14 protein-coding genes are annotated in these 20,228 nt (G+C 62.2%); 11 read left to right on the top strand and 3 right to left on the bottom strand.

The genetic code is table 11. The annotated features are described in order from the left end of the window. Positions 1-63 precede the first annotated feature (63 nt). Positions 64-798, bottom strand: a complete 735-nt coding sequence (locus tag FQ705_RS04290) for a hypothetical protein (RefSeq protein WP_144138171.1) — start codon at positions 796-798, stop codon at positions 64-66. Positions 799-1,753: 955 nt separating this feature from the next. Here FQ705_RS04290 and FQ705_RS04285 point away from each other — a divergent pair. The 9 genes from FQ705_RS04285 (at position 1,754) to FQ705_RS04245 (ending at position 16,945) form a co-directional block, all read left to right on the top strand. Next, positions 1,754-3,313 (top strand): mannose-1-phosphate guanylyltransferase/mannose-6-phosphate isomerase, encoded by a 1,560-nt coding sequence (locus FQ705_RS04285; protein WP_144138170.1) that lies wholly within the window; start codon positions 1,754-1,756, stop codon positions 3,311-3,313. A gap of 24 nt (positions 3,314-3,337) precedes the next feature. Next, positions 3,338-4,771, top strand: coding sequence for an undecaprenyl-phosphate glucose phosphotransferase (locus FQ705_RS04280; RefSeq protein WP_144138169.1), 1,434 nt, complete (start codon positions 3,338-3,340; stop codon positions 4,769-4,771). A 104-nt stretch (positions 4,772-4,875) separates the two neighbouring features. Next, positions 4,876-7,095, top strand: a complete 2,220-nt coding sequence (locus tag FQ705_RS04275) for a polysaccharide biosynthesis tyrosine autokinase (RefSeq protein ID WP_144138168.1) — start codon at positions 4,876-4,878, stop codon at positions 7,093-7,095. 32 nt (positions 7,096-7,127) lie between these two features. Continuing rightward, the gene (locus FQ705_RS04270; RefSeq protein WP_144138167.1) at positions 7,128-8,147 is read left to right on the top strand and encodes a hypothetical protein; all 1,020 of its coding nucleotides are present in this window, start codon (positions 7,128-7,130) and stop codon (positions 8,145-8,147) included. A gap of 79 nt (positions 8,148-8,226) precedes the next feature. Next, on the top strand, positions 8,227-9,408 hold the full coding sequence (locus FQ705_RS04265; RefSeq protein ID WP_186307786.1) for a glycosyltransferase family 4 protein: 1,182 nt from the start codon (positions 8,227-8,229) through the stop codon (positions 9,406-9,408). Between the two features lie 3 nt (positions 9,409-9,411). After that, complete coding sequence (locus FQ705_RS04260) at positions 9,412-10,764, top strand: hypothetical protein (RefSeq protein ID WP_144138165.1); 1,353 nt, start codon at positions 9,412-9,414, stop codon at positions 10,762-10,764. Continuing rightward, a complete protein-coding gene (locus FQ705_RS33960; RefSeq protein WP_186307785.1) occupies positions 10,761-11,864 on the top strand; it encodes a glycosyltransferase family 4 protein in 1,104 nt (367 codons plus the stop codon). Before FQ705_RS04260 ends, FQ705_RS33960 begins: the two co-directional genes overlap by 4 nt. Positions 11,865-12,062: 198 nt before the next feature. After that, positions 12,063-13,388 (top strand): lipopolysaccharide biosynthesis protein, encoded by a 1,326-nt coding sequence (locus tag FQ705_RS04250; RefSeq protein ID WP_144138164.1) that lies wholly within the window; start codon positions 12,063-12,065, stop codon positions 13,386-13,388. Beyond that, complete coding sequence (locus tag FQ705_RS04245) at positions 13,385-16,945, top strand: hypothetical protein (protein WP_144138163.1); 3,561 nt, start codon at positions 13,385-13,387, stop codon at positions 16,943-16,945. Before FQ705_RS04250 ends, FQ705_RS04245 begins: the two co-directional genes overlap by 4 nt. A gap of 30 nt (positions 16,946-16,975) precedes the next feature. On the opposite strand, the gene FQ705_RS04240 is transcribed toward FQ705_RS04245, so the two are convergent. Both FQ705_RS04240 and FQ705_RS04235 read right to left on the bottom strand, forming a co-directional pair. After that, the gene (locus tag FQ705_RS04240; protein ID WP_186307784.1) at positions 16,976-18,019 is read right to left on the bottom strand and encodes an acyltransferase family protein; all 1,044 of its coding nucleotides are present in this window, start codon (positions 18,017-18,019) and stop codon (positions 16,976-16,978) included. Positions 18,020-18,066: 47 nt separating this feature from the next. Further along, positions 18,067-19,263, bottom strand: a complete 1,197-nt coding sequence (locus FQ705_RS04235; protein WP_144138161.1) for an acyltransferase family protein — start codon at positions 19,261-19,263, stop codon at positions 18,067-18,069. 256 nt (positions 19,264-19,519) lie between these two features. Here FQ705_RS04235 and FQ705_RS04230 point away from each other — a divergent pair, with 256 nt between their 5' ends. Continuing rightward, on the top strand, positions 19,520-19,789 hold the full coding sequence (locus tag FQ705_RS04230; protein WP_144138160.1) for a DUF1488 family protein: 270 nt from the start codon (positions 19,520-19,522) through the stop codon (positions 19,787-19,789). Between the two features lie 22 nt (positions 19,790-19,811). Then, a complete protein-coding gene (locus FQ705_RS04225) occupies positions 19,812-20,216 on the top strand; it encodes an Hsp20/alpha crystallin family protein (RefSeq protein ID WP_144138159.1) in 405 nt (134 codons plus the stop codon). Positions 20,217-20,228: the final 12 nt, after the last annotated feature.

Genomic DNA, 20,228 nt, shown 5'->3' with positions numbered 1-20,228 from the left:
CAGCGGACGGCATGGACCGGTCTGGACTGTTGAGTACCGGCGGCAAGTGCGCGCGGCTTCAGTTCAATAGATCCATGCAAGGCGGTCGCGCAGATTGCGTACCGAGCGCATGAGATATCGCGCGCCTACACTCAGGCCCGCGTCGTAGTGGTGAATGATCAGCGTGCGCCGCTCGCCGACGGCGACATCGAGATTGTGATGAAGCGTGACGAGTCCGTTGAAAACGTAAACGTTGCCGGGGATGCACTGGATGCGCTCGCAGCCTTCAATCGACTGGCTGCGTGCCACGAGCGCGCTGCGCAGAAAGAACGGCAGTCCATGTTCGAAGAACAGATACATCTTCGTCAGCAGGTTCAGCAACGCCCATTTCACAGCGCGCTGGCGAATATGCAGCACCAGATCTCCGTTGCTCTCGCCTTGCTCGGCGAGGCGCAGCGGGATCAGCATGGTCAGAACGTGCGAGTCGAAGTGACGCAGATAACTCTGTTTGGCTGCCGCAGGGCCGACGCAACGTAATACGTGAAGCGGCATATCGGAAATGTCGCGCTTGAGTGCCGTCTCGCTCCACTGGCGCGCCTCGCTGCAGACTTGTGATTCGAGCGCGTAGAAGCGGGCGTTCTCACGCAACTGTTCGGCGAAGCTTCGCGCCATGACGGCTTCGCGGCGCCCGTCTGCGGGCTGCCAGTCGCTCTGGGTGGCATCGATCGTTGCGTTGATCGTCAGAAGCAATGGTGCGGGTACGACGTCCTCGAATACTTCAATCAGACTGCTATGACGGGCTTGGTCTTTTACGTTCATAGTCGGCCACACAGTGAGGCACAGCGCCTCGTGATTAGATCTTTCCGGCAATCCGGTTGCACGCGCAACCATGCCGTTGGTCCGTTTGAAACGCATTGCGACTACGTGAGTGCAACGATAGCGCGAATTGTGCAGTGAACAATAGCCAACTGTTACGCGCATTCGGCCAACACATTCAAGTCCGTGTGTCGAGTAGGGGTATCTCGCAGCAGAACCGGCATGAATTTGCGAGAAGAGTTCGGTGGGTAACGTTAAGTAAGTGGATTGCGTGGAATCATGCGGCCACGGTGCTCGACGCGGCGCGTATCCGGACGCTGTCCTGGTTGGTCGCTTCGCCCTTACAGTATTGACATGTAGAGATGACGGATAACACGTGACGCGAAGAAATATAGTTTGGATAACGAATTGCTGTCACAAACCTGGCGTAGGCGTTGCCATGTCAGGACAAACGGGGATTCAGAAAACGCGAACTTCCTGATGCCCACCCGATCCGCCAACATGTCGGGAATTTCGGTCAGGAAATACGGTTGAAGTATTGCGATGCCTATGATGCACTGCACACAGACGATCGACAGGGAACCGAGGAAAGTTCGTTACGGTCGGTCTGCGCAAGGAGTGCGGCGGCAAGTTACCGAAAGATCAATGCGGATTTCGGGGCCGCCGCCGGGTGTCGCCAACAAGCGGTTTCAATCGTAGTCGCGTGGACAGGGTTGACGCGGAGCGTAGCGTCAATGAGGTCAGCTTCGTCACCGGATCGAATCAGGTTTCGCGCGCGCTTTCATGGATTGCGTGCGTGTGGAAGACGGGTACATGCCGGCAATACGTCTGCTCATACGTCTTCCATTTGCAAGTCTATTGATGCGAGCACTGCATGATTCATGAGGCGCCACGCGCCTCATGGGAATGATTTTGCCGCACGGATCAACGACGTAGTCCTATCGAGGAGTGCAGAGCGATGAGCGGGAATGTCGAAGAAGCGCAACGGGCAGTACTCGAGGCCGTTCAGAAGTCTCTCTCTACGGGCGACAGCACGGCGGACGGCAATCTGGGCGCGGCGGCGGTCTTCACGCCCGCCGTTCGTCTCGCGCCGGTCATTCTGGCCGGCGGCGCCGGCACGCGTCTTTGGCCGATGTCGCGCGAACAATTCCCCAAGCAACTGATTGGCCTGCTCGGACAGGACTCGCTGCTGCAAGCCACCACGCAGCGCCTGCAAGGGTTCCCCGGTCCGTGGGAGTTGATGCCTGAGCCGATTATCGTGTGCGGCGAAGAGCACCGTTTCGTCACCGCCGAGCAGATGCGCGCGAGCGGTGTCAACGCGCGCATCCTGGTCGAGCCGATGCGGCGCGACACCGCGCCGGCCTTGACGCTTGCCGCCGCGGCGGCGTGTGCGGACGGCGAGGACGCCATCATCGTGGCCATGCCGGCGGATCATGCGATTGCCGACATCGATGCGTTTCAGGCAGCCGTCGCGCTGGCGGCGCGCGAGGCCCAGGCGGGCGCGATCGCCACGCTCGGCGTGCCGCCGACGCGGCCCGATACCGGTTTCGGTTATATCCGCCTGGGTGAATCGCTGCCGGGCGGCGCTCACCTCATCGAACGTTTTGTGGAAAAGCCGGCGGCGGAACTGGCCGCGCACTATGTCGAGTCCGGCAACTATTGGTGGAACAGCGGCATTTTCGTCGTCCGCGCAACCGTGTGGCTCGACGTCGTCAAGCGTTTGCAACCGGCGGTCCACGAGGCATGCACGTCCGCGTTCGCCGCAGGTACCAGCGAAGGCATCTTCTTCCGGCCGAATGGCGAGCAGTTCGCGCTGTCGCCATCGGACTCGGTCGACTACGCCGTGATGGAACGCCTCGGTACCGACGACGCGCTGCCGCACGGCGTCGTCGTCAAACTCGACGCCGGCTGGTCGGATCTCGGTTCGTGGGATGCCGTGTGGGATGCGCTCGACAAGGACGCCGACGGCAACGCAGCGCGTGGCCGCGTGGTACTCGACAGCTCGACTTCCAGCCTCGTGCATTCCGAGGGCCGACTGGTGGTGTGCGTGGGCGTGGAAAACCTGGTGGTCGTCGAAACCGACGACGCCGTGCTCGTGGCCGACCGTGCGCACGTGCAGGACATCAAGGGTGTGGTCGCGCGCATCAAGGCGCAACGCGCGCCCGAGGCGAACGTCCATCGCAAGGTTCGGCGGCCGTGGGGTTACTACGATTCGATCGATCACGGTGGCCGTTTTCAGGTCAAGCGCATCGTCGTGTATCCCGGCGCGCAACTGTCTTTGCAGCTCCACCATCATCGTGCCGAGCACTGGATCGTGGTCAGCGGCACCGCGCTCGTGACGTGCGGCAAAGAGAAATTCCTTCTGACTGAGAACCAGTCGACGTTTATCCCGCTCGGCAACACGCACAGGCTCGAAAATCCAGGCAAATTGCCGCTAGAGATCATCGAGGTGCAGTCGGGCTCCTATCTTGGCGAAGACGACATCGTCCGTTTCGACGACACGTATGGGCGAGCCTGAGCGCAGGCGCACCGGGAGAGCATCATGAGTACGACCAGTCCCACGAGCAGTGTTGCGTTTCGCCCGGAAGCGCCGGCCGCGTCCGGTTTGATCGAACTGGTCGTGCGTGTGCTGGACGTCGTGTCGATCGTGGTGTGCGCACGCCTTGCTTCGACGCTGCGTGTCGATCATCCGCTGCCGCAGGGACTCGACATGACGCTGCTGACCTTCGCCGCGGCATTCGCGTTGGTCGTGTTCCCGGTCTTCAGCCTGTACCAGTCGTGGCGCGGCCGTTCGATGCTGTTGCTGGCCGCGAAAGTGGCGCTCGCCTGGGCGGTCGTGCAGATCGGAGTGCTGGTGCTGCTGTTCGGGCTGCATCGCACGGAGTCGATCTCGCGAGTGTGGTTCATTTGCTGGACCGTTTTTACGTGCGCCAGTCTGATCGGGACGCGCCTCGCGGTACGTTCGGTGCTTTCCCGTGTGCGCAACGCGGGTCTGAATCTTCGCCATGTGGCGATCGTCGGCTGCGGGACGCATTGTCACGACATCGCACGCAACATCCGGCGCTCGCCGGGCAGCGGCTTTCGCGCGGTCGCCGCGTTCGACGCGCGGCCCGGCAGCGACGTGTCGCGCACGCGCATCCCGACTTTCAACGACTTCAACGGCTTCGTCGGTTTCGTCCGCCGTCATGCGGTGCGCGAGATCTGGCTCGCACTGCCGCTCAGCGAAGAACAGACGATCCTCAAATTCGTCAACGAGTTCCACGACGATTTCGTGAACGTGCGCTTCATTCCCGATGTGCGCAGCATGGCGCTTTTCGATGGCGGCGTGACCGATCTGATCGGGATGCCGGCAATCAGCCTGGTGGGTTCGCCGTTGCCGGCGCATGCCTTGTTGAAGAAAGAAATCTTCGACCGGATCTTCGCGGCGCTTGCCCTGATCGCGCTGATGCCGGTCCTCGCAAGCGTGGCGCTCGCCGTCAAGCTGTCGTCGCCCGGGCCGGTTTTCTTCACGCAAAAACGCAAGGGCGCGGACGGCCGCGTGTTCAGGATCTACAAGTTCCGCACGATGAAGCTGCACACGGAACAGGCGGGACACCTCAAGCAGGCGACTCGCGACGATCCACGCATCACGCGGGTCGGCGCGCTGCTGCGACGCACCAGCCTCGACGAACTGCCGCAGTTCTACAACGTGCTGCGCGGCGATATGTCGGTGGTGGGACCGCGTCCGCATGCGCTCGAGCATGACGAGCTCTATCAGAAGATCGTGAGCGGCTATCTGCAACGTTACCGGATCAAACCCGGCATCACCGGCTGGGCCCAGGTCAACGGTCATCGCGGCGAAACCGATCGTGTCGAGAAGATGGAACGGCGTGTCGAGCACGATCTGTACTACCTGCGGCACTGGTCGTTCGCGCTGGACATGCGCATTGTCGCCGCGACGGTGCTGCACGGACTGGTGAACCGCAACGCGTATTGAAGAAAAAGCAGCAAGAAAAACAGGGCAAAAACCCTGTGAGAGAGCAGAGCGGGCGGCGTGCCGGCTCGAAGCTGGATAACCCGAAGTGTCTTGATTGGTACCCTATGAGCGCTATCCTGGATAACGAATCGATTGGCTCCCATCGGATGGGCGGAGCAACGCTCGCCTCCCACTTGTCTCACCTGGCCCATAGCTGGCGGCTGATCGGCGCGACGACCGCTGTGGCGCTCGTGCTCGGGGTGGGCTATGCCTATGTGGCTACGCCGGTCTACCAGGCCGACGCGATGATTCAGGTCGAAGACAGTGAGTCGACCGCGAAAGCCAAGGAAACACTCGGCGAACTGGCTTCCATCTTCAACAAGAGCGGCACGACGGCGGCCGAGATGGAATTGATTCACTCGGACCTGGTCATCGCGCAAGCGGTGCAGCAGCTTCACCTGGACATCAGCGCGAAACCGAAATACTTCCCCGTGATCGGCGCGGCACTTGCACGCCACGCGCCCCAAGGCGAGTTGGCGCCCGCACGTTTCGGCATGCCGAAGTTCGCGTGGGGCGGAGAACAGATCTCGCTCAGCGCACTGGAGCTGCCGTCGTCACTCGCATCGCAAGGCGTGGTGCTAACCGCGGCGGGCGACGGCGCCTATACCCTGGCGACCCGCGCGGGCAGTTTCATTTTGCGCGCACAGGTGGGGCAACTCGCTTCCGTGCCATTCGGCGACGGCCGCGTGGTCGTCAAGGTCGATCAGCTCGTGGCGCATTCCTCGACGGAATTCGAGGTAATGAAGATGTCCGAGCAATCCACCATCGAGACACTGAAACGCTCGCTCAGCATCGCCGAGAAAGCCAAGCAGTCGGGCATGATCGGCGTGAGTCTCACGGGTGAGCACGCCGGGCGCACCGCCGACATTCTCAACGCGATCACCCAGCAATACGTCAAGCAGAACGTCGACAGAAAATCGGCCGAAGCGGAACACACGTTGGCGTTTCTCGAGCAACAGTTGCCGCAATTGCGCGCGGAGCTCGACACGGCCGAAGAAAAGTACAACCAGTTCCGCAATGAGAACGGCACGATCGACCAGAGCGAGGAAAGCAAGCTGCTGCTCGAGCAGATTTCGCAGACGGAGGTAAAAACGCTCGATCTCCAGCAGCAACGCGACGACTTGAGCCAGCGTTTTGCGCCGGGCCATACGGCGATCACGTCGCTCGATGCCCAGCTTGCGAGATTGCATGACAAGCAGGCCGAGCTGAATCAACAGGTACAGAAGCTGCCGGGTACCGAGCAGAACTCGCTCAGACTGCTGCGCGACGTGCGGGTCGATACACAGCTTTACACCGATCTGCTCAACAGCGCGCAGCAACTTCGTGTGCTCAAGGCCGGTCAGGTTGGCGACGTGCGTGTCGTCAATCACGCGACGATTCCGGAAGCGCCGATCCGCCCGAATCTGTCCATCATTCTGCTGGGCGCGACGATTGCCGGTCTGATGGTCGGCGTGGTGGTGGCCTCGGGCCGGAAGATGCTGGTCGGCGGTATCGAGAGTTCCAACGAGATCGAGCACGCGCTCGGCATTCCGGTTTTCGCGGTGGTGCCGCGCAGCCCGGCGCGCAAACGTCTGCAGCAGTCGATGAAGCGTGGCGACAGCGGCCAGCACGTGCTCGCGGGCACGGCTTCATACGACGTGGCCGTGGAAGGTCTGCGCACCCTGCGCACCGCGTTCCAGTTCGGCATGATCGAGTCCAGCAGCAACGTGATCGCCGTGACCGGGACCGGCACGCAGGTCGGCAAATCGTTCGTGTCGATCAATTTCGCCTCGGTGATGGCGTTGGGCGGCAAGCGCGTGATCCTGGTCGACGGCGATATGCGCCGTGGCGACATCCACCAGTATCTGAACATCAAGAGCACGCCGGGACTGTCGGATGTGCTGTCCGGTATGGACATCGACCGGGCCGTCGTCAAGGACGTGCTGCCCGGTCTGGACGTGCTGCCGCAAGGCACGGTGCCGGGCAACCCGTCGGAGCTGCTGATGGGCGAGCGCTACAAGGACATGATCGAGCATCTGTCGCGCAGCTATGACGTAGTGATCGTCGACACGCCGCCCACGCTCGCCGTGACCGACGCCGCGCTGATCGGAAAGTCCGCCGGGGCGACCTTGCTGGTCGTGCGGCATGGCAAGGATCAGTTGTTCGGCATCGGCGAAGCGGTCCGGCGCCTGCGCCATTCGGGAATCGCGGTCAAGGGCGTGGTCTTCACGGACGTGCCGCGCGGCCCGCTGGGATATGGGGCGTACTTCCCGGATTACTACTCGAGCACGGCCGGGGCGAAGTAGCCCACTCGCGTCAATAACGGACGACCGAAATCATGCTGAACATTCGCATTGTCCAGCCGATGGTGAAAGAGAGCGGCTGTGGCGTCACCGACCACTCCGGCGTGCTGCTGCAATCGCTGCGCGCAAACGACGTGAGCGTGGAGCGCTACTCCGTACCGAATCGTCAGTCGTCGCGCGACGTGCCGATCGTGCCGGGCGACGTCTGGATTCTGCAGGTGTCGATCTACGGCTTCGATCGCAAGGGCGTGCCGCTCTGGCTACCGGCTTTCGTGAGAAAGGCCAAGCGTCGCGGCCTCAGATTGATCGTGTACTTCCATGAGTTGTGGGTGCTGGTGGCGCCGCGCATGTCGACGGCGTTCTGGCTGGCGCCGCTGCAGCGCGCGATCTGCGAGCAACTGGTCGAACTCGCGGACTACGCATTTTTCAACACGGATTTCACCCATGCATGGGGCGTCAAGATGATCGGCGATCGAGCCATCTATTCGCCGACCTTCTCGAATGTCGGCGAACCCGGCAACGTGAACGCATGGCACGAACGCGGCAATACCGCGGTGGTGTTCGGCTCGCCCAAAGCGCGCCGCGAGGTCTACGACGCGATGACGCCGATTCTCGCCGAACAGCTTGCGAGCGGCGGCATCGAGCGGGTAATCGATATCGGTGCGCAGGGCGAGTGGCTCGATAACGTAGCCGAGGCGCTCAAACCGCACGCATTTGAAATGGCCGGCCCGCTGGCGGCCGAGGACGTCTCGACGAAGTTGAGACAGGCCAAGTGGGGGCTCTTCAACACGCCGTGGGGCCAGGCGTCGAAGTCCGGTGTGTTCGCGGCCTATGCCACGCATGGCGTAGCGCCCGTTTCGATTTTCGACGACGCGGGCGCTTATCCGGTGCCCACGCGTTACCCGCTGGCCGACCAGCACTTCGTCAGGCGCGAGTCGTTCCGTGCCGGGCCGCGCGGATTGGACGCCTTGTCGGAAGCCGTCGGCGAGCGCGTGTTCGCCGGGCATGTGCGTAGCAGTCAACTGGTCGGAAAGATCCTGGAGCTTACGTCATGAGTGCAACTCGTCGTCTCGCGTGGCGCTTTCGCGCTCAACCGCTGACCGGTCGACGCAACGATCGTCGTGGAGTGCGCTCATGAAGTCCGTCGCAGTTTTTCATCCGGGCCTGCAACACGCTCATCAGTTAGCCCGGGGGTTGCACGAACACGGTTTGCTGCAGACCTTCTGGTCGGGCGTGCCGCTGAGCGCCAACGGCTCACGGTCGATGTCGATCGTGCCGGCGCAGATTCGCGGCAAAGTGCGCAACACGACCATTCCGACTGCGCTGCGGCGTCACCCGGTGTGGTGGCAGATTCTGCTGCGGGCGCGTTCGCTCGCGCGCTCGGCGCCGATGCAGCACGACTACACGCACCGTGTCTTTCACTGGTTCGACTGGTGGGTCTCGCGCCATGTCGTGGCATTGCGGCCGCGCGCCGTGGTCGGCTATGAAAACTCGTCGTATCACACCTTCATGGCGGCCCGCTCGGTTGGCGCCGTGTGCATTCTCGACGCGCCTTCGCTGCATCACGAAGATGCCAGGCGTCTGATCGAAGTGCCGTCGAACGGCTATATCGACGAAATCAATCGACGCAAGGACAAGGAAGTGGAATTGGCCGATCTCGTCATCACCTGTTCGGACCTGGCGCGCGATTCGTATCTGAAGGCGGGCGTGTCGGCCAGCAAGGTGAAGTCGATCCTGCTGGGCGCGGAGTTGCCCGACGGGGTAGCGAGGCCGTCCGAAAGCGAGCGGCCCGTGCAATTCATTTTTGCCGGCACGCTGTCGTCGAGAAAATCGATCGACCTGATTCTGGATGCATTCGCGCGCCTCAATGTGAACGGCCATCGCGCCGACCTCACATTGGTGGGCGGCACGGAAGAAGCGCAGTGGCTGACTCGCGCGAAGCAGATTCCTCACGTGAGCCATTGCCCCAACGTGCCGCAGGCGCAGCTTTACCAACTGTTCGCGCAGGCCGATTGCCTGTTGCTGCCCTCGCGTTTCGACGCCTTCGGCATGGTGGTGGTCGAAGCCATGGCCACGGGCACCCCGGCGATCGTCTCGACGATGACCGGCGCGCGCGAAATCATCTCGCTGTTTCCCGATAGCGGTTGGGTGGTCGAACCCACCGCGGAGGCGATCTTTCGCTGCATGGAGGACAAGGTCATGAACCGCCAGGCAATCCGGACAGCGTCGCCCTATGCGCTGAAAGCGGCGGGACATTTCACCTGGCGTGCGTACAGACGACGCGTCGCGGACCTGATTGCCGAGACGGTGGAGTAACCCATGCAGACCCTGGCATCGTCCCACGTCAAGGCGCCGGCTCAACCCATGAGCCTGGAGTTCAAACTCGTCGTCGTCGTCATTCTGATTGCCGTATTCGAAGGTGCGGCACGCAAATGGTTCCTGCCCTCGTCGTCGGGGCCGCTGCTGGTTCTACGCGATCTGGCCGCGTTTGCGCTGGTGGTGAGAGCGATCGTGCTGCAGCGTTTTCGCGTCATGCCGATGCTCACGCAATGCCTCGTGCTGTGGTCGTTCTGCGTGGTGATATGGGGCGCAGTGCAACTCGTGGTCGTGCAGGGACCCGTGCTGTTGTTCGTGCTCGGGCTCAGATTCTGGCTGCTCTATTTCTGGTTTGCTCTGGCGATGGCGTGCTCGCTCTCGTCGAACGAGGTGGTCAGACTCATGCGCCTGATGATCGCGCTCGGTGTCCTGATGCTGCCGCTCACGGTGATGCAGCATTTCCTGCCGCCTTCCTCGCCGCTCAACGTGCAGCCCGACACCGACGAGGACGAGATTTTCCGCGTCGCGGCCAACATCGTACGGGTCACCGGCACTTTCACCTTCACGATGGGCTACGCGTGTTTCATCGCGGCCGTCACCCCGCTCGCGATGAGCGGCACCTGGAACGGTACTCGCGTGTTTCGTCGCCAATGGCTCGCGGTACTGGCTTTCTTCGCGGTGTCGATCGGTACGCTGATCAGCGGGTCGCGCGCCTCGATCATGTTCTTCGGGGCGTTGCTCGCGATCCAGACCGTCGGCAGTTTCGTCGGCGCGAAATCGGGCCGCGCGTTGATGCTGTCGGCCGCGAAGGCGCTGATCGGCGCCATTGCGCTGGTCACCACGCTGATGGTGTTCAGCGACGCGCTGGTCGCAACCCAGGAGCGCTTTGCCAGCGCCTCGGCCGAAGAGGATGTGCTCGGCCGCGTCGAGACCGAACTGCTCGGCGAGCCGGCCGCCCGCAAGGACATCGATTTCATCGGTCACGGCCTTGGCGCCGGTACCAACGCAGGGTCCGTGCTGTTGACGGGGCATCAGCAATTCGAACTGGCGGAATCGGAACCCGCGCGTGTGCTGCTGGAGATGGGACTCGTCGGTTTTGCGTGGTTGATCATCAAGTGCGCGATTTTTGGCTTCGGCCTTGCAAAAAGCATCACCCGGCTGACGCGGCTGGGCGAAACGCTGCCCTTGATGCTCTGGGCCACCGCGGCTTACGGCATGTCGTCGTGGCCGGTCAGCGGGCAAGTGAGTGCGAATGCCTTCGGCTATCTCGTGCTCGGCCTTGCGTTGTGTTCCATCCGGCCGGCGTTTCCTGCGCGGACCGTGGTCTATCGCTATGCAACGGAGGTATCCAGATGAAGCTTCTCCTGGTCGGAAATTATCCCGCCGACGATATCAAGAGCATGCAGGCCTATGCGCAGATGCTGCTGCAAGGCTGCCGCGCCGCCGGTGTCGAGGTCGAATTGACCGCACCGAAATCCGTGCTGCTGTCGCGCTCCAAAGAGCCGGTGGGCGTGTCGAAATGGGTGGCCTACGTCGACAAGTTCATCATTTTTCCGCTCTTCCTGAGCCGCAAGGCGAAGCGCTTCGACCGTACGCACATCTGTGATCACTCGAACGGCATGTACATGTTCTGGCTGCCGCCGAAGACAAGCAGCATTACGTGCCACGATGTCATCGCGATCCGGGCCGCCCGCGGCCTGATCGGCGGCTGGCGCACCAGCCCGTTCGGCAAGGTGTTTCAGGCATTGATCCTGCGCGGCATGGCGCGCGCGCAGAAAATCATCTGTGTGTCGGACTTCACGCGCTCGGATCTGATCGGACTGCGTCCGGATCTGACTGAACGGACCACCGTGATTCGCCAGGCCTTGCATAGCAAGTTTGAGCAGGACCCGAGCTGGCGGGAAATTCTCAAAACCTACGATCTGCATATGCTGCAAGATAAACCTTATTTCCTGCATGTCGGCTCCGATCATCCGCGCAAGAACCGTGCGGCCGTCGTGCAGATCTTTGCGGAACTGTCGAAGCTGCCGGAATTTTCCGACGCGCAATTGATGTTCGTCGGGCCGCCGCCGAATCAGGAGATGAACGAAATCATCGGGCAGGCGCGGTTGGAATCGAGAGTTCACGCTGTGCAGAATGCGCCGATGGAATTGCTCAACGCACTCTATTCGGGCTCGCAGGGGTTTATCTTCACGTCGCGCAACGAAGGTTTCGGCTGGCCGATCATCGAGGCTCAGGCGTGCGGGTGTCCGGTGTTCGCGTCGTCCGTGGGTCCGATGCAGGAGGTGGGCGGCTCCGCCGCGAAATACATCGATCCCGACGACGTAGCCGCTTCGGCCGCGACGATCGCCTCGGCGGATTTCGAAGGCATGCGGCGGGCGGGACTCGAAAACGTGGGCCGGTACAACATCGACCGGATGATCCGGGAACTGATCGAGACCGTGGAGCGGGATTGAACCGCCCGTGCGCGATCTGTTGCGCGACGTATTTGATCCGTTCGGGAGCAGGGTGCGCCAACGAACATTCCTGGCGAGCAGCCGCGCGGGAAGATACCGGTTGCTTCGATCGAGTGATCTGCGGCCGTGGACACAGGCTTCAGCGCGTCGGGAGAATCCGGATGTGTTCAATCGTGCCTGCCAATGGAAGCCTCCTCTATGAATCCAACCCCTGATGCCTCAAGCGAAGCAGGGGCTTGCAGTCTGAATGCCGTGCATCAGCCGGTCGCGCAGAAGGGCGGCGGGATGCATGTGTTTCTCGCCAAGTTCTTTTCGCGCGAGGCCTTGCTTCAGGGCATCAACTTCCTGTGCGGCATCTGGGTGGTGCGAACCTTGTCGGTTCACGAGTACGCGTGGTACACGATTGCCGTCACCCTGCTCGGCGCCGGCAGCGTACTGTGCGATATCGGCGTCGGCGCGGCATTGATGAGCGTGGCCGGCCGCCTGTGGCCGGACCGGGCGAAGATCAATAGTGTCTTCGCGGTTGCGTTCGCGACACGGATCAAATTCTTCCTCGTGTTTGGCGGCGTCGTGTTCGCAGCGGGTCTGCTGCTGCTGGGCAAGTCTCAGGCGCCATTGATCCTGTCGGTCTGCATCATGGGACTGGTGGTGCTGATCACGTATTTTCAGTTGAATTTCGATTTGCTGGCGGTGCTGCCGAAACTGGAGCAAAGCCTTGGCGTTCTGCAGCGAATCACGATTTCCGGCGCCTTGACGCGGCTCGTGGTGTTGTCGCTCATCCTGCTCTCTCCGCACACGGTGACTGCACTGGTTGCGGCCCTGGTCGCGATGGCCTTCCAGGCGTATCAGATCCGGCGCCATTACGACCTGTCGAACAAGGACACGGGCGTGCCCGTGGCGGAAGTCAAGGAGGAATTCCTGCGGGTCGCCAAAAGACAGGCGCCCGCGTCGATCTATTTCTGCATTCAGGGGCAGTTGAACGTTTTCCTGCTGGGGTATTTCGGCAGCGCGACCCAGGTCGCACAACTCGGCGCATTGGGACGCATTGCGGCGTTGCTGCTGGTCGCTCAATCCGTGTTCGCCAACATCCTGATGCCGCGTTTCTCGATCCTGAAAGACAAGGCCGAGATGCGGCGCAAGTATCTGCAATACGTCGGCCTGTTCCTTTGCATCATCACCGTATTTCTGGGGGCGGCCGCGCTTTTTCCCGGCCTGATGCTCGGCATACTGGGCGGCAAGTACAGCGGACAGAACGGCGAGCTGAGCACTGAGTTGCTGCTGATTCTGGGTTCCGCTTCGCTGTACGTGATCGAAGGACTGTTGTACTCGCTGAACATGTCGAGGGCATGGATCGCGCCGTCCTGGATTCAGGTCGTCACGACACTCGCGCTCCAGGCGCTCCTGCTGTGCTTCATGTCGATGGACTCCATCTCGCGAGTGGTGATGTTTTCCTCGATCAGTCCGGTGGTGTCGATCTCCGTGTACGTCATCCTGGCGACGATGCATTTCAGCAAATTGAAATGAGTGTCTCCCGGTGGGTCGTGCTGTTCCTGACAGCTTGCCAGCTGACGTGCCTGATGGCGGCGCAGCCAGTTACGACCCCGCCGGTCCCCAAAGGCATTCCGATCGACTTCACCCTCGACCATGCGGGCTATGTCACGCTCGTGATCGAAGAAGCAGCGTGCGCGCGCGCGGATCAGAAGCAGAGCGGTCAGTCCGCCGGCAAGAACGACGACGGCCGGCGCGTGCGTAATCTGGTCAGCGAGCAGTTTTTCCCCGCGGGAAAGAACACCGTGCAGTGGGACGGTCTCGACGATCTTCAGCGCGACACGGACGCCGCCGCTCATGGCCAGTACTACGTGCCCGGCCGCCTGGTAGCGGCTGGCTGTTATCGCGTGAGAGGGCTGGTGCGTCCTGCCATCACGCTCGAGTATCAGTTCAATCCCTATAGCCCGGGGCGTCCGCCCTGGCAAACCAAAGAGCCTGCCAGCGAATGGCTCGCGACCCACTCCGCGCCTGGCGCCATCCTGTTCGTGCCGCCCGGAGCCACGCCCGCGCGGCCCGGCGCGCCAGGTGCGCTCAAAGGCCAGGTGCTGGTCGGCAGCTACGTGTCCGAGGGCGGCAGCGGTCTTGCATGGCTCGATCTCGCCGGCCGCAAAGTGTGGGGGCAAGTGTGGCTAGGCGGACTCTGGACCGGCGCGACACAACTGGCGCGCGATACCGGCACGCGGCCCGCCGCGAACGTTTACGCCTATGCGGCCACGTCCTGGAGCGGTGACCAGCACGATGGGCAACCCGAGTTACGTCTGAGTGCGCTGTTGTCGAAGAGCGGTGCGCCGGCCAGAGCGAACGATCCGCGTTTCGGCACCGGTGAAGACGCGCCGCTCAGTCTCGAGAAGTTCGATTTACCGGCGCTGTCGCCTTCGCCTCACGTCGACCTCGCGTATCCGGAGCGCTCCGAGTCGCTTACCGGACTCGCGGCGTACAACGGTCTAGTCGTCGTCGCCATGCGTCAAGGCGGCGGCCGGCTATTGTTCATCGGCCCGGCAAGCAACGATGTCACAGCGAAAAGGAAGGTCATGCAGACCATACCGCTCGCCGATCCCCGAGGGCTGGCGTTCGATACGAGCGGGAAATTGCTGGCGTTGTCGGGCAAACAACTCGTGCGAATCGAGGTGAAATATGCCGGCAACACAGTGACGGTTTCCGAGCCGGTACGCGTCGTGACAGGCGGCCTCGACGATCCTCAGAATATTGCGCTCGACCCGGCCGGCAACCTCTACGTGAGCGACTGGGGGCAAAGTCACCAGGTCAAGGTTTTCGCGCCCGACGGCAAGCCGCTGCGCGTGATCGGTCATGCCGGGCCGCCCACGGTGGGCACGTACGACCCGGCCCACATGAATCATCCCGCCGGCTTGACGCTCGATAATCAAGGCAGGCTCTGGGTCGCGGAAAACGACAAGATGCCCAAGCGCGTGAGCCTCTGGGACGCCGCCACGGGACGCTTCATTCAGGCGTTTTACGGACCGCCTCAATACGGCGGCGGTGGCTCGCTCGATCCCAACGACAAATCGCGCTTCTTTTACGCAGACGACGGCGGGGCGATGGGCATCAAGCTCGACTGGCAAGCCGGCACCGGCGTGCCCGAAGCCATCTACTATCGCGCGGAGCAGGACACGACCGGTCTGGTGGGCAGCGAGAACAGCGACACCACGGTGAAGGGCGGCATGCCGGACTATCCGCTCTATCGCAACGGACAGCTTTTCCTGACAAACGCGAATAGCGCCAAGGTATCGGGACGGCCCAGCATCGTGATATGGCACGTCGGCAAGGAGAACATCGCACGGCCGGTCGCCGCCGCGGGCAGCACGCTCGACGTCATGCGAAAACTGCTGCCGGCATTCCAGTCGGCGGCGATGCGCGCACGCATGCCCGCGACACTCGACCCGCAATCCGATGCGCTGCTGTTCGTCTGGAGCGACACGAACGGCAACGGACGTGTCGATCCGGATGAGGTCACGTTCCTCGCACCCGTCGGTGCGAAAAAAGGCGATCAGCGATATATCGGCAATGTCACCGTGCAGGACGATCTGTCGCTCACGATCGCTTATGCGGGCGACGTCGCCAGGTCGATTCCCGTTTCGAGACTCACGCCACAGAACGTGCCGGTCTACAACATCGGCGGATCGACGGTGCTGGCCGACAAAGTGCAAGCGCAGTTAAGCACCGGCGGCGGCCAGGTGCTGCTCGGCAAAGACGACTGGAATGTGTTCACCACGCCGCCCGCGCCGCTCGCCCCGGAAAGTCTCGCCGGCAATCATAGGGGCCGCGCCGTCTGGTCCTATCCGGACTTGTGGCCGGGTCTGCACGCGTCGCACAACATGGTCACCGCGCCCGACCGGCCCGGCGAACTCGTCGGGACCACCCGCGTGCTCGGCAATCCGGTCGCCGCGCCGGCGCCATCGGATGCCGGGCAACTGTGGGCGATCAACGGCAACAACGGCAGCATTTATCTGTTCACGATGGATGGCCTGTTCGTCGCCACGCTGTTCAAGGATGCGCACGAAGCCACCGAGGCGCCGCCCGCCGAGGCTCGCCGCGGCATGGATATGAACGGCACCAGCCTGCTCTACGAGAACTTTCATCCCACGATGACCCGCACCAGCGACGGCAACGTCTATCTGCAGGCGGGTGCCAGTGCGCCGCTGATGCGCATCGCCGGTCTGGAGCGGATCAAACGTCTGCCCGACCAGCGCCTGGCGGTGAGCGACGAGAGCCTGCTGGCCGCGCAACGGTGGGCGAAGAGCGCGCCGGCGCCCGACACGAAGCCGACCGTGCTCGATGTGGAAGATCGCCTGGCGGGCTCGTCGAATGCCGACGCGGCCAACTGGCCGAATGCGGCCACACAGTGGGCGAAAATCGATACGCGCACGGTCAAGTCGGGCGACTGGGGACAAGCGAGCTTCGAGACGCGCGCCGCGCTTGCCGTGTTGGGCGATCGTCTGCACATCGCGATGACGTCGGACACGTCGACGATGCTGGACAACAGCGGAATCTCCTTGCAGAACCTGTTCGCAACAGGTGGCGGCATCGATCTCATGCTCGGCACCGATCCGAAAGCACCCGCCGGACGCACGGCAGCGGTTGCCGGTGACGAGCGTTTGCTGGTATCGCGCGTGCGGGGGCAAACGGTGGCCTTGCTGTATCAGCCGATCGCTTCGTCGCGGGGAGGCGCGCCTGTTACCTTCACTTCGCCATTGCGCACCTTGCAATTTGCGCGGATGGATAACGTCAGCAAGGAGGTCTCGCTAACGGTGACGAAGGTGCCCGCGACCAGCGCCGGTGCGCCGGAGAGCTTCGTATACCGGATCGATGTGCCGCTGAAAGTGCTGAATTTGTCCGCCGCGCCGGGCACGACGCTTACCGGCGACATCGGTGTACTGCGCGGCAATGGATTCCAGACTTTGCAGCGGGTGTACTGGTCCAGCAAGGCAAGTGGCCTGCTCAGCGACTTGCCCGGTGAAGCCGAGCTGACACCCGGCCTGTGGGGACATTTCCGCTTCGTTGCGCCGGGCAAATAGCCGCGATCTTGCCCGCGCGCAACCTCCCGCTCAGTTAGTGACGCCCATCGGCCGAACGGTTTCCCGGCTCGGGCTGCGTTGTTTGACGAAGCGTTCGCGAGCATGACTGCAAGGCCGGTCGACGTAGAGCGTGATCAGCGCCGACAGCGCGAACGATATGACGATGAGCGGTGCGGTAGCGAGCGCGCGCCACGGCGAGGGCAAGGCGCTCAGATGAGTTGCGTAGTGGGCGACGAACAGCAGCGGCAACCAGTGCACCAGATACAGCGAGTACGACGCATCGGAGAGCACGCGGTCGAAGCGGCCGCTGCGCACGGTGACTGTGCTGAATGCAAACGGCACCGCAAGAACCGCAAGGCCGATGTTGAGGAGCGGATTGTAGGCGACATAGAGCGCCGAATGAACCGCGCCGCCGAACAGAACCGGTCGCAGCGCCGGCACACCGGCAAATACCGCGATGACTGCGAGCGGTAATGCAGCAGACCAGAGTGCGAGCCGTTTGCCGGGTCGCGCGGCGGGATACTTCGCCATCAGAATGCCCAGGACGAACCACGGCAGATACGAAGTCATGACACGATCGTAGAACACCGCGATCGACACGGCGCTCAACGCAAGCACTGCCAGCGACACGAGCAACGGCCGCTTCTGCAGCAGCACGATCACGAGCGGCGCGAGAAAGTAGAACTGCAATTCGATATCGAGCGACCAGGCAGGCACGAGCGGCACGCCGCTCGCCGTGTTGTAGCCGAGGATCACGAAACTCGACAGCAACGCATGCGGCTCGACCGGCGGGAAGGGCACTTGCGGCTGAATGACGTGCGGCAGGATCATGACCATTGCCAGCGCTGCCAGGCTGCACAACAGAAAAACCGGCGCGAGCCGCCAGACGCGTGAGATCACGAACGTCAGATAGGGATCGCGCGTCGACTGGTATTTCTGCTGCCACATGGAATACACCCAGTAGCCGCTCAATGCGAAGAACAGATAAACCGGCGTATGACCCACGCCGAAACTACTGTAGTGAAAAACCAGCACCACCGTTGCCAGAAAAAACCGGAATGCGCCTGGAGCCATTGAGCTCTCCGTAAGTAGGTGCGTGCGTAAGCGAATGGGATGTCTCGTCATGCTTCCGGGGCGGCCGCGCGCGCGGCCACGGCGCGCGGCGCAACCCAGCCGACCAGGGCGTCGAGCCGGCGCCGCACGCTGGTCGTATAGCGCTCCGTTACCATCGACATGGCGAAGCAGTAAGCGTAGGCCAGCGCCGTGACGCCGAGCAGGTAACTCAAGCCCGCGAGATGCGGTTGCTGCAGAAAGGGTTGGCCTGAAACCTGATAGATCGCGCCGCAAATCAGAAACAACGCGGGTAGATGAAACAGGTAAGTGGTGTATGAGAATTGCGCGAGTTCCTGGTGCACACGAGCGAAACGCATGGGCTGACCACGGCGGCTCATGCGGCTCGAACTGGCGAGCGCGAGTGCGTAGCCGAGGCCCAGGATGAAGTCGCGCGCGAACGAGCCGGCCACGCTGTTCTCGAGCGCCGCCACGTTATGACTGAGGCGCGACGCCACGAGCGTAGCGAGAAATAAACCCATGCCTAGCCACGGCGCCGGCCGCCATGCCGTCGAGCGGATCCAGCGATGGGTGAAAATGCCCACCACCCAGATTACGCCCCACAACACGAGCTTGAAAGGCAATAGAACCGCGATCAGGAACGCACCGGCCGCATAGGCGAAACGCCGGTTACCACCCGTTGTCATCGCAGCGGCCACGCAGGCGAAGATGCAGTAGTACCACCATTCGTAGGCGAGACTCCAGAGCGCGCCGTTGGTGCCCAGCGGCTGCGTGAGCGTGCCCTGCATCATGAACAGATTGCCGATCAGGGTCGGCAGGTTCATCGTCGACACCATGGTGTAATTGATCGAGGCGATGTGATAAGGAGAGATGCTGGTGTAGATCGCGCTCGCATTGAACCAGCGCATGCCGATGTAATCGAGCGCGAAACCGATAATCAGCGCAGGCACAAGAGCGGTATAGATGCGGCTCACGCGTGCGCTTGCATAAGCGCGCATATCGGGGCCCCGGCTTTGCCAGCGATCGAGCGTCAACCCCCCCACCAGAAAGCCGCTTATCACGAAGAAAATCACCACCGCTTCATGGCCGAGACCGGTCGCGAGATAAAGGGCTTTGGCAAGGATATTTTTATTCTGCACGTCGGAAAAATCGACCAGCACGAGGCTTCTCGCGTGGTTAACCACCACGAGTAGCGCGGCGAGCCAACGCGACATGTCCAGGAACGTCGAGACGTTTTCTTTCATCATTCCGCCGGGCTATCAGTCGATGCGAAGTATTGCAGTGCGCCTGTCGAGGCGAGCAATCGGCTATGAGATGCACGGTCCGAGCGGCATCGTATTGGTGCGATGGTATGTCGTACAAAAAGACCGGATGCGCCACGATCCATGCTTTCAGCGACATCGCGTATCGATATCGTTTCCAATAGTTCGATAGCCCACAAAATCGGCATCGTTTGTGTCATTTAGTGCTAGGCTTTTTGAATGGCTGGCAACGGAGACGACAATGGCCGACACCATCGAAGGTATCAGGGTCGTGACTTTGAATGGCGGCGATGCCGTCAAATTCGGCATTAAAGTCGATAGCGTTCACCACTTCTGCACGGTGAGCAAAGAAGTCCTCAAACAACTCTCCCAACCCGAGGGGCATCGAGCCGACCTGCTACAGGAGTTCGAGCGGCACCGCGAGGTGATCTACGAGAAGGCCGCGGCGGCCATTCGAAGCGGCTCGAAGGGCGACCCGCTACCGCTGAGCGCGGAACTGCTGCTTTCCTAAGGCTGAAGCCAGGGGGCCGTGCATGAGCATTACCCGCCACATCACCCTATGGGAAACCGCCATCGACGCGCTCGAGCGCGCCGAACGGCTGCAGCGCCAGTTCTTCCGGCTGGCGGGCCAGCAAGGGCGCGCGCCGGTCTGGGAGCCGCCCATCGAAGTGTTTCAGAACGACGCGCGCCTCGTGATCGTGGTGGCGTTGCCGGGAGTGCATCCTGAACACATCGAGGTCAGTGTCGACGGCCCGAAACTCGTGGTCGCCGCCGAGCGGCAGTTGCCCAAGGCCTTCGCCGTGGGCGCGGTTCATTGCATGGAAATTCCCTACGGCCGCTTCGAGCGCCACATTCAGCTTCCGGCTGGTCGCTATCGTCTGATACGGCGCGAGTCTGAACACGGCTGTCTGCTGCTGGACTTCGAAAGACTGGACTGAGTGGGGCGAGGG

Source organism: Paraburkholderia sp. BCC1884 (assembly GCF_900996225.1).
Taxonomy (GTDB): domain Bacteria; phylum Pseudomonadota; class Gammaproteobacteria; order Burkholderiales; family Burkholderiaceae; genus Paraburkholderia.
This window is presented reverse-complemented; position numbering and strand designations above follow the sequence as displayed.

Bases quoted from the DNA above. Each gene is read 5' to 3' on its own strand.
- FQ705_RS04235 (WP_144138161.1), bottom strand. From the start codon at position 19,263: ATGATGAAAGAAAACGTCTCGACGTTCCTGGACATGTCGCGTTGGCTC.
- FQ705_RS04230 (WP_144138160.1), top strand. From the start codon at position 19,520: ATGGCCGACACCATCGAAGGTATCAGGGTCGTGACTTTGAATGGCGGC.
- FQ705_RS04275 (WP_144138168.1), top strand. From the start codon at position 4,876: ATGAGCGCTATCCTGGATAACGAATCGATTGGCTCCCATCGGATGGGC.
- FQ705_RS04225 (WP_144138159.1), top strand. From the start codon at position 19,812: ATGAGCATTACCCGCCACATCACCCTATGGGAAACCGCCATCGACGCG.
- FQ705_RS04285 (WP_144138170.1), top strand. From the start codon at position 1,754: ATGAGCGGGAATGTCGAAGAAGCGCAACGGGCAGTACTCGAGGCCGTT.
- FQ705_RS04240 (WP_186307784.1), bottom strand. From the start codon at position 18,019: ATGGCTCCAGGCGCATTCCGGTTTTTTCTGGCAACGGTGGTGCTGGTT.
- FQ705_RS04270 (WP_144138167.1), top strand. From the start codon at position 7,128: ATGCTGAACATTCGCATTGTCCAGCCGATGGTGAAAGAGAGCGGCTGT.
- FQ705_RS04245 (WP_144138163.1), top strand. From the start codon at position 13,385: ATGAGTGTCTCCCGGTGGGTCGTGCTGTTCCTGACAGCTTGCCAGCTG.
- FQ705_RS04280 (WP_144138169.1), top strand. From the start codon at position 3,338: ATGAGTACGACCAGTCCCACGAGCAGTGTTGCGTTTCGCCCGGAAGCG.
- FQ705_RS04250 (WP_144138164.1), top strand. From the start codon at position 12,063: ATGAATCCAACCCCTGATGCCTCAAGCGAAGCAGGGGCTTGCAGTCTG.
- FQ705_RS04260 (WP_144138165.1), top strand. From the start codon at position 9,412: ATGCAGACCCTGGCATCGTCCCACGTCAAGGCGCCGGCTCAACCCATG.
- FQ705_RS04265 (WP_186307786.1), top strand. From the start codon at position 8,227: ATGAAGTCCGTCGCAGTTTTTCATCCGGGCCTGCAACACGCTCATCAG.
- FQ705_RS04290 (WP_144138171.1), bottom strand. From the start codon at position 798: ATGAACGTAAAAGACCAAGCCCGTCATAGCAGTCTGATTGAAGTATTC.
- FQ705_RS33960 (WP_186307785.1), top strand. From the start codon at position 10,761: ATGAAGCTTCTCCTGGTCGGAAATTATCCCGCCGACGATATCAAGAGC.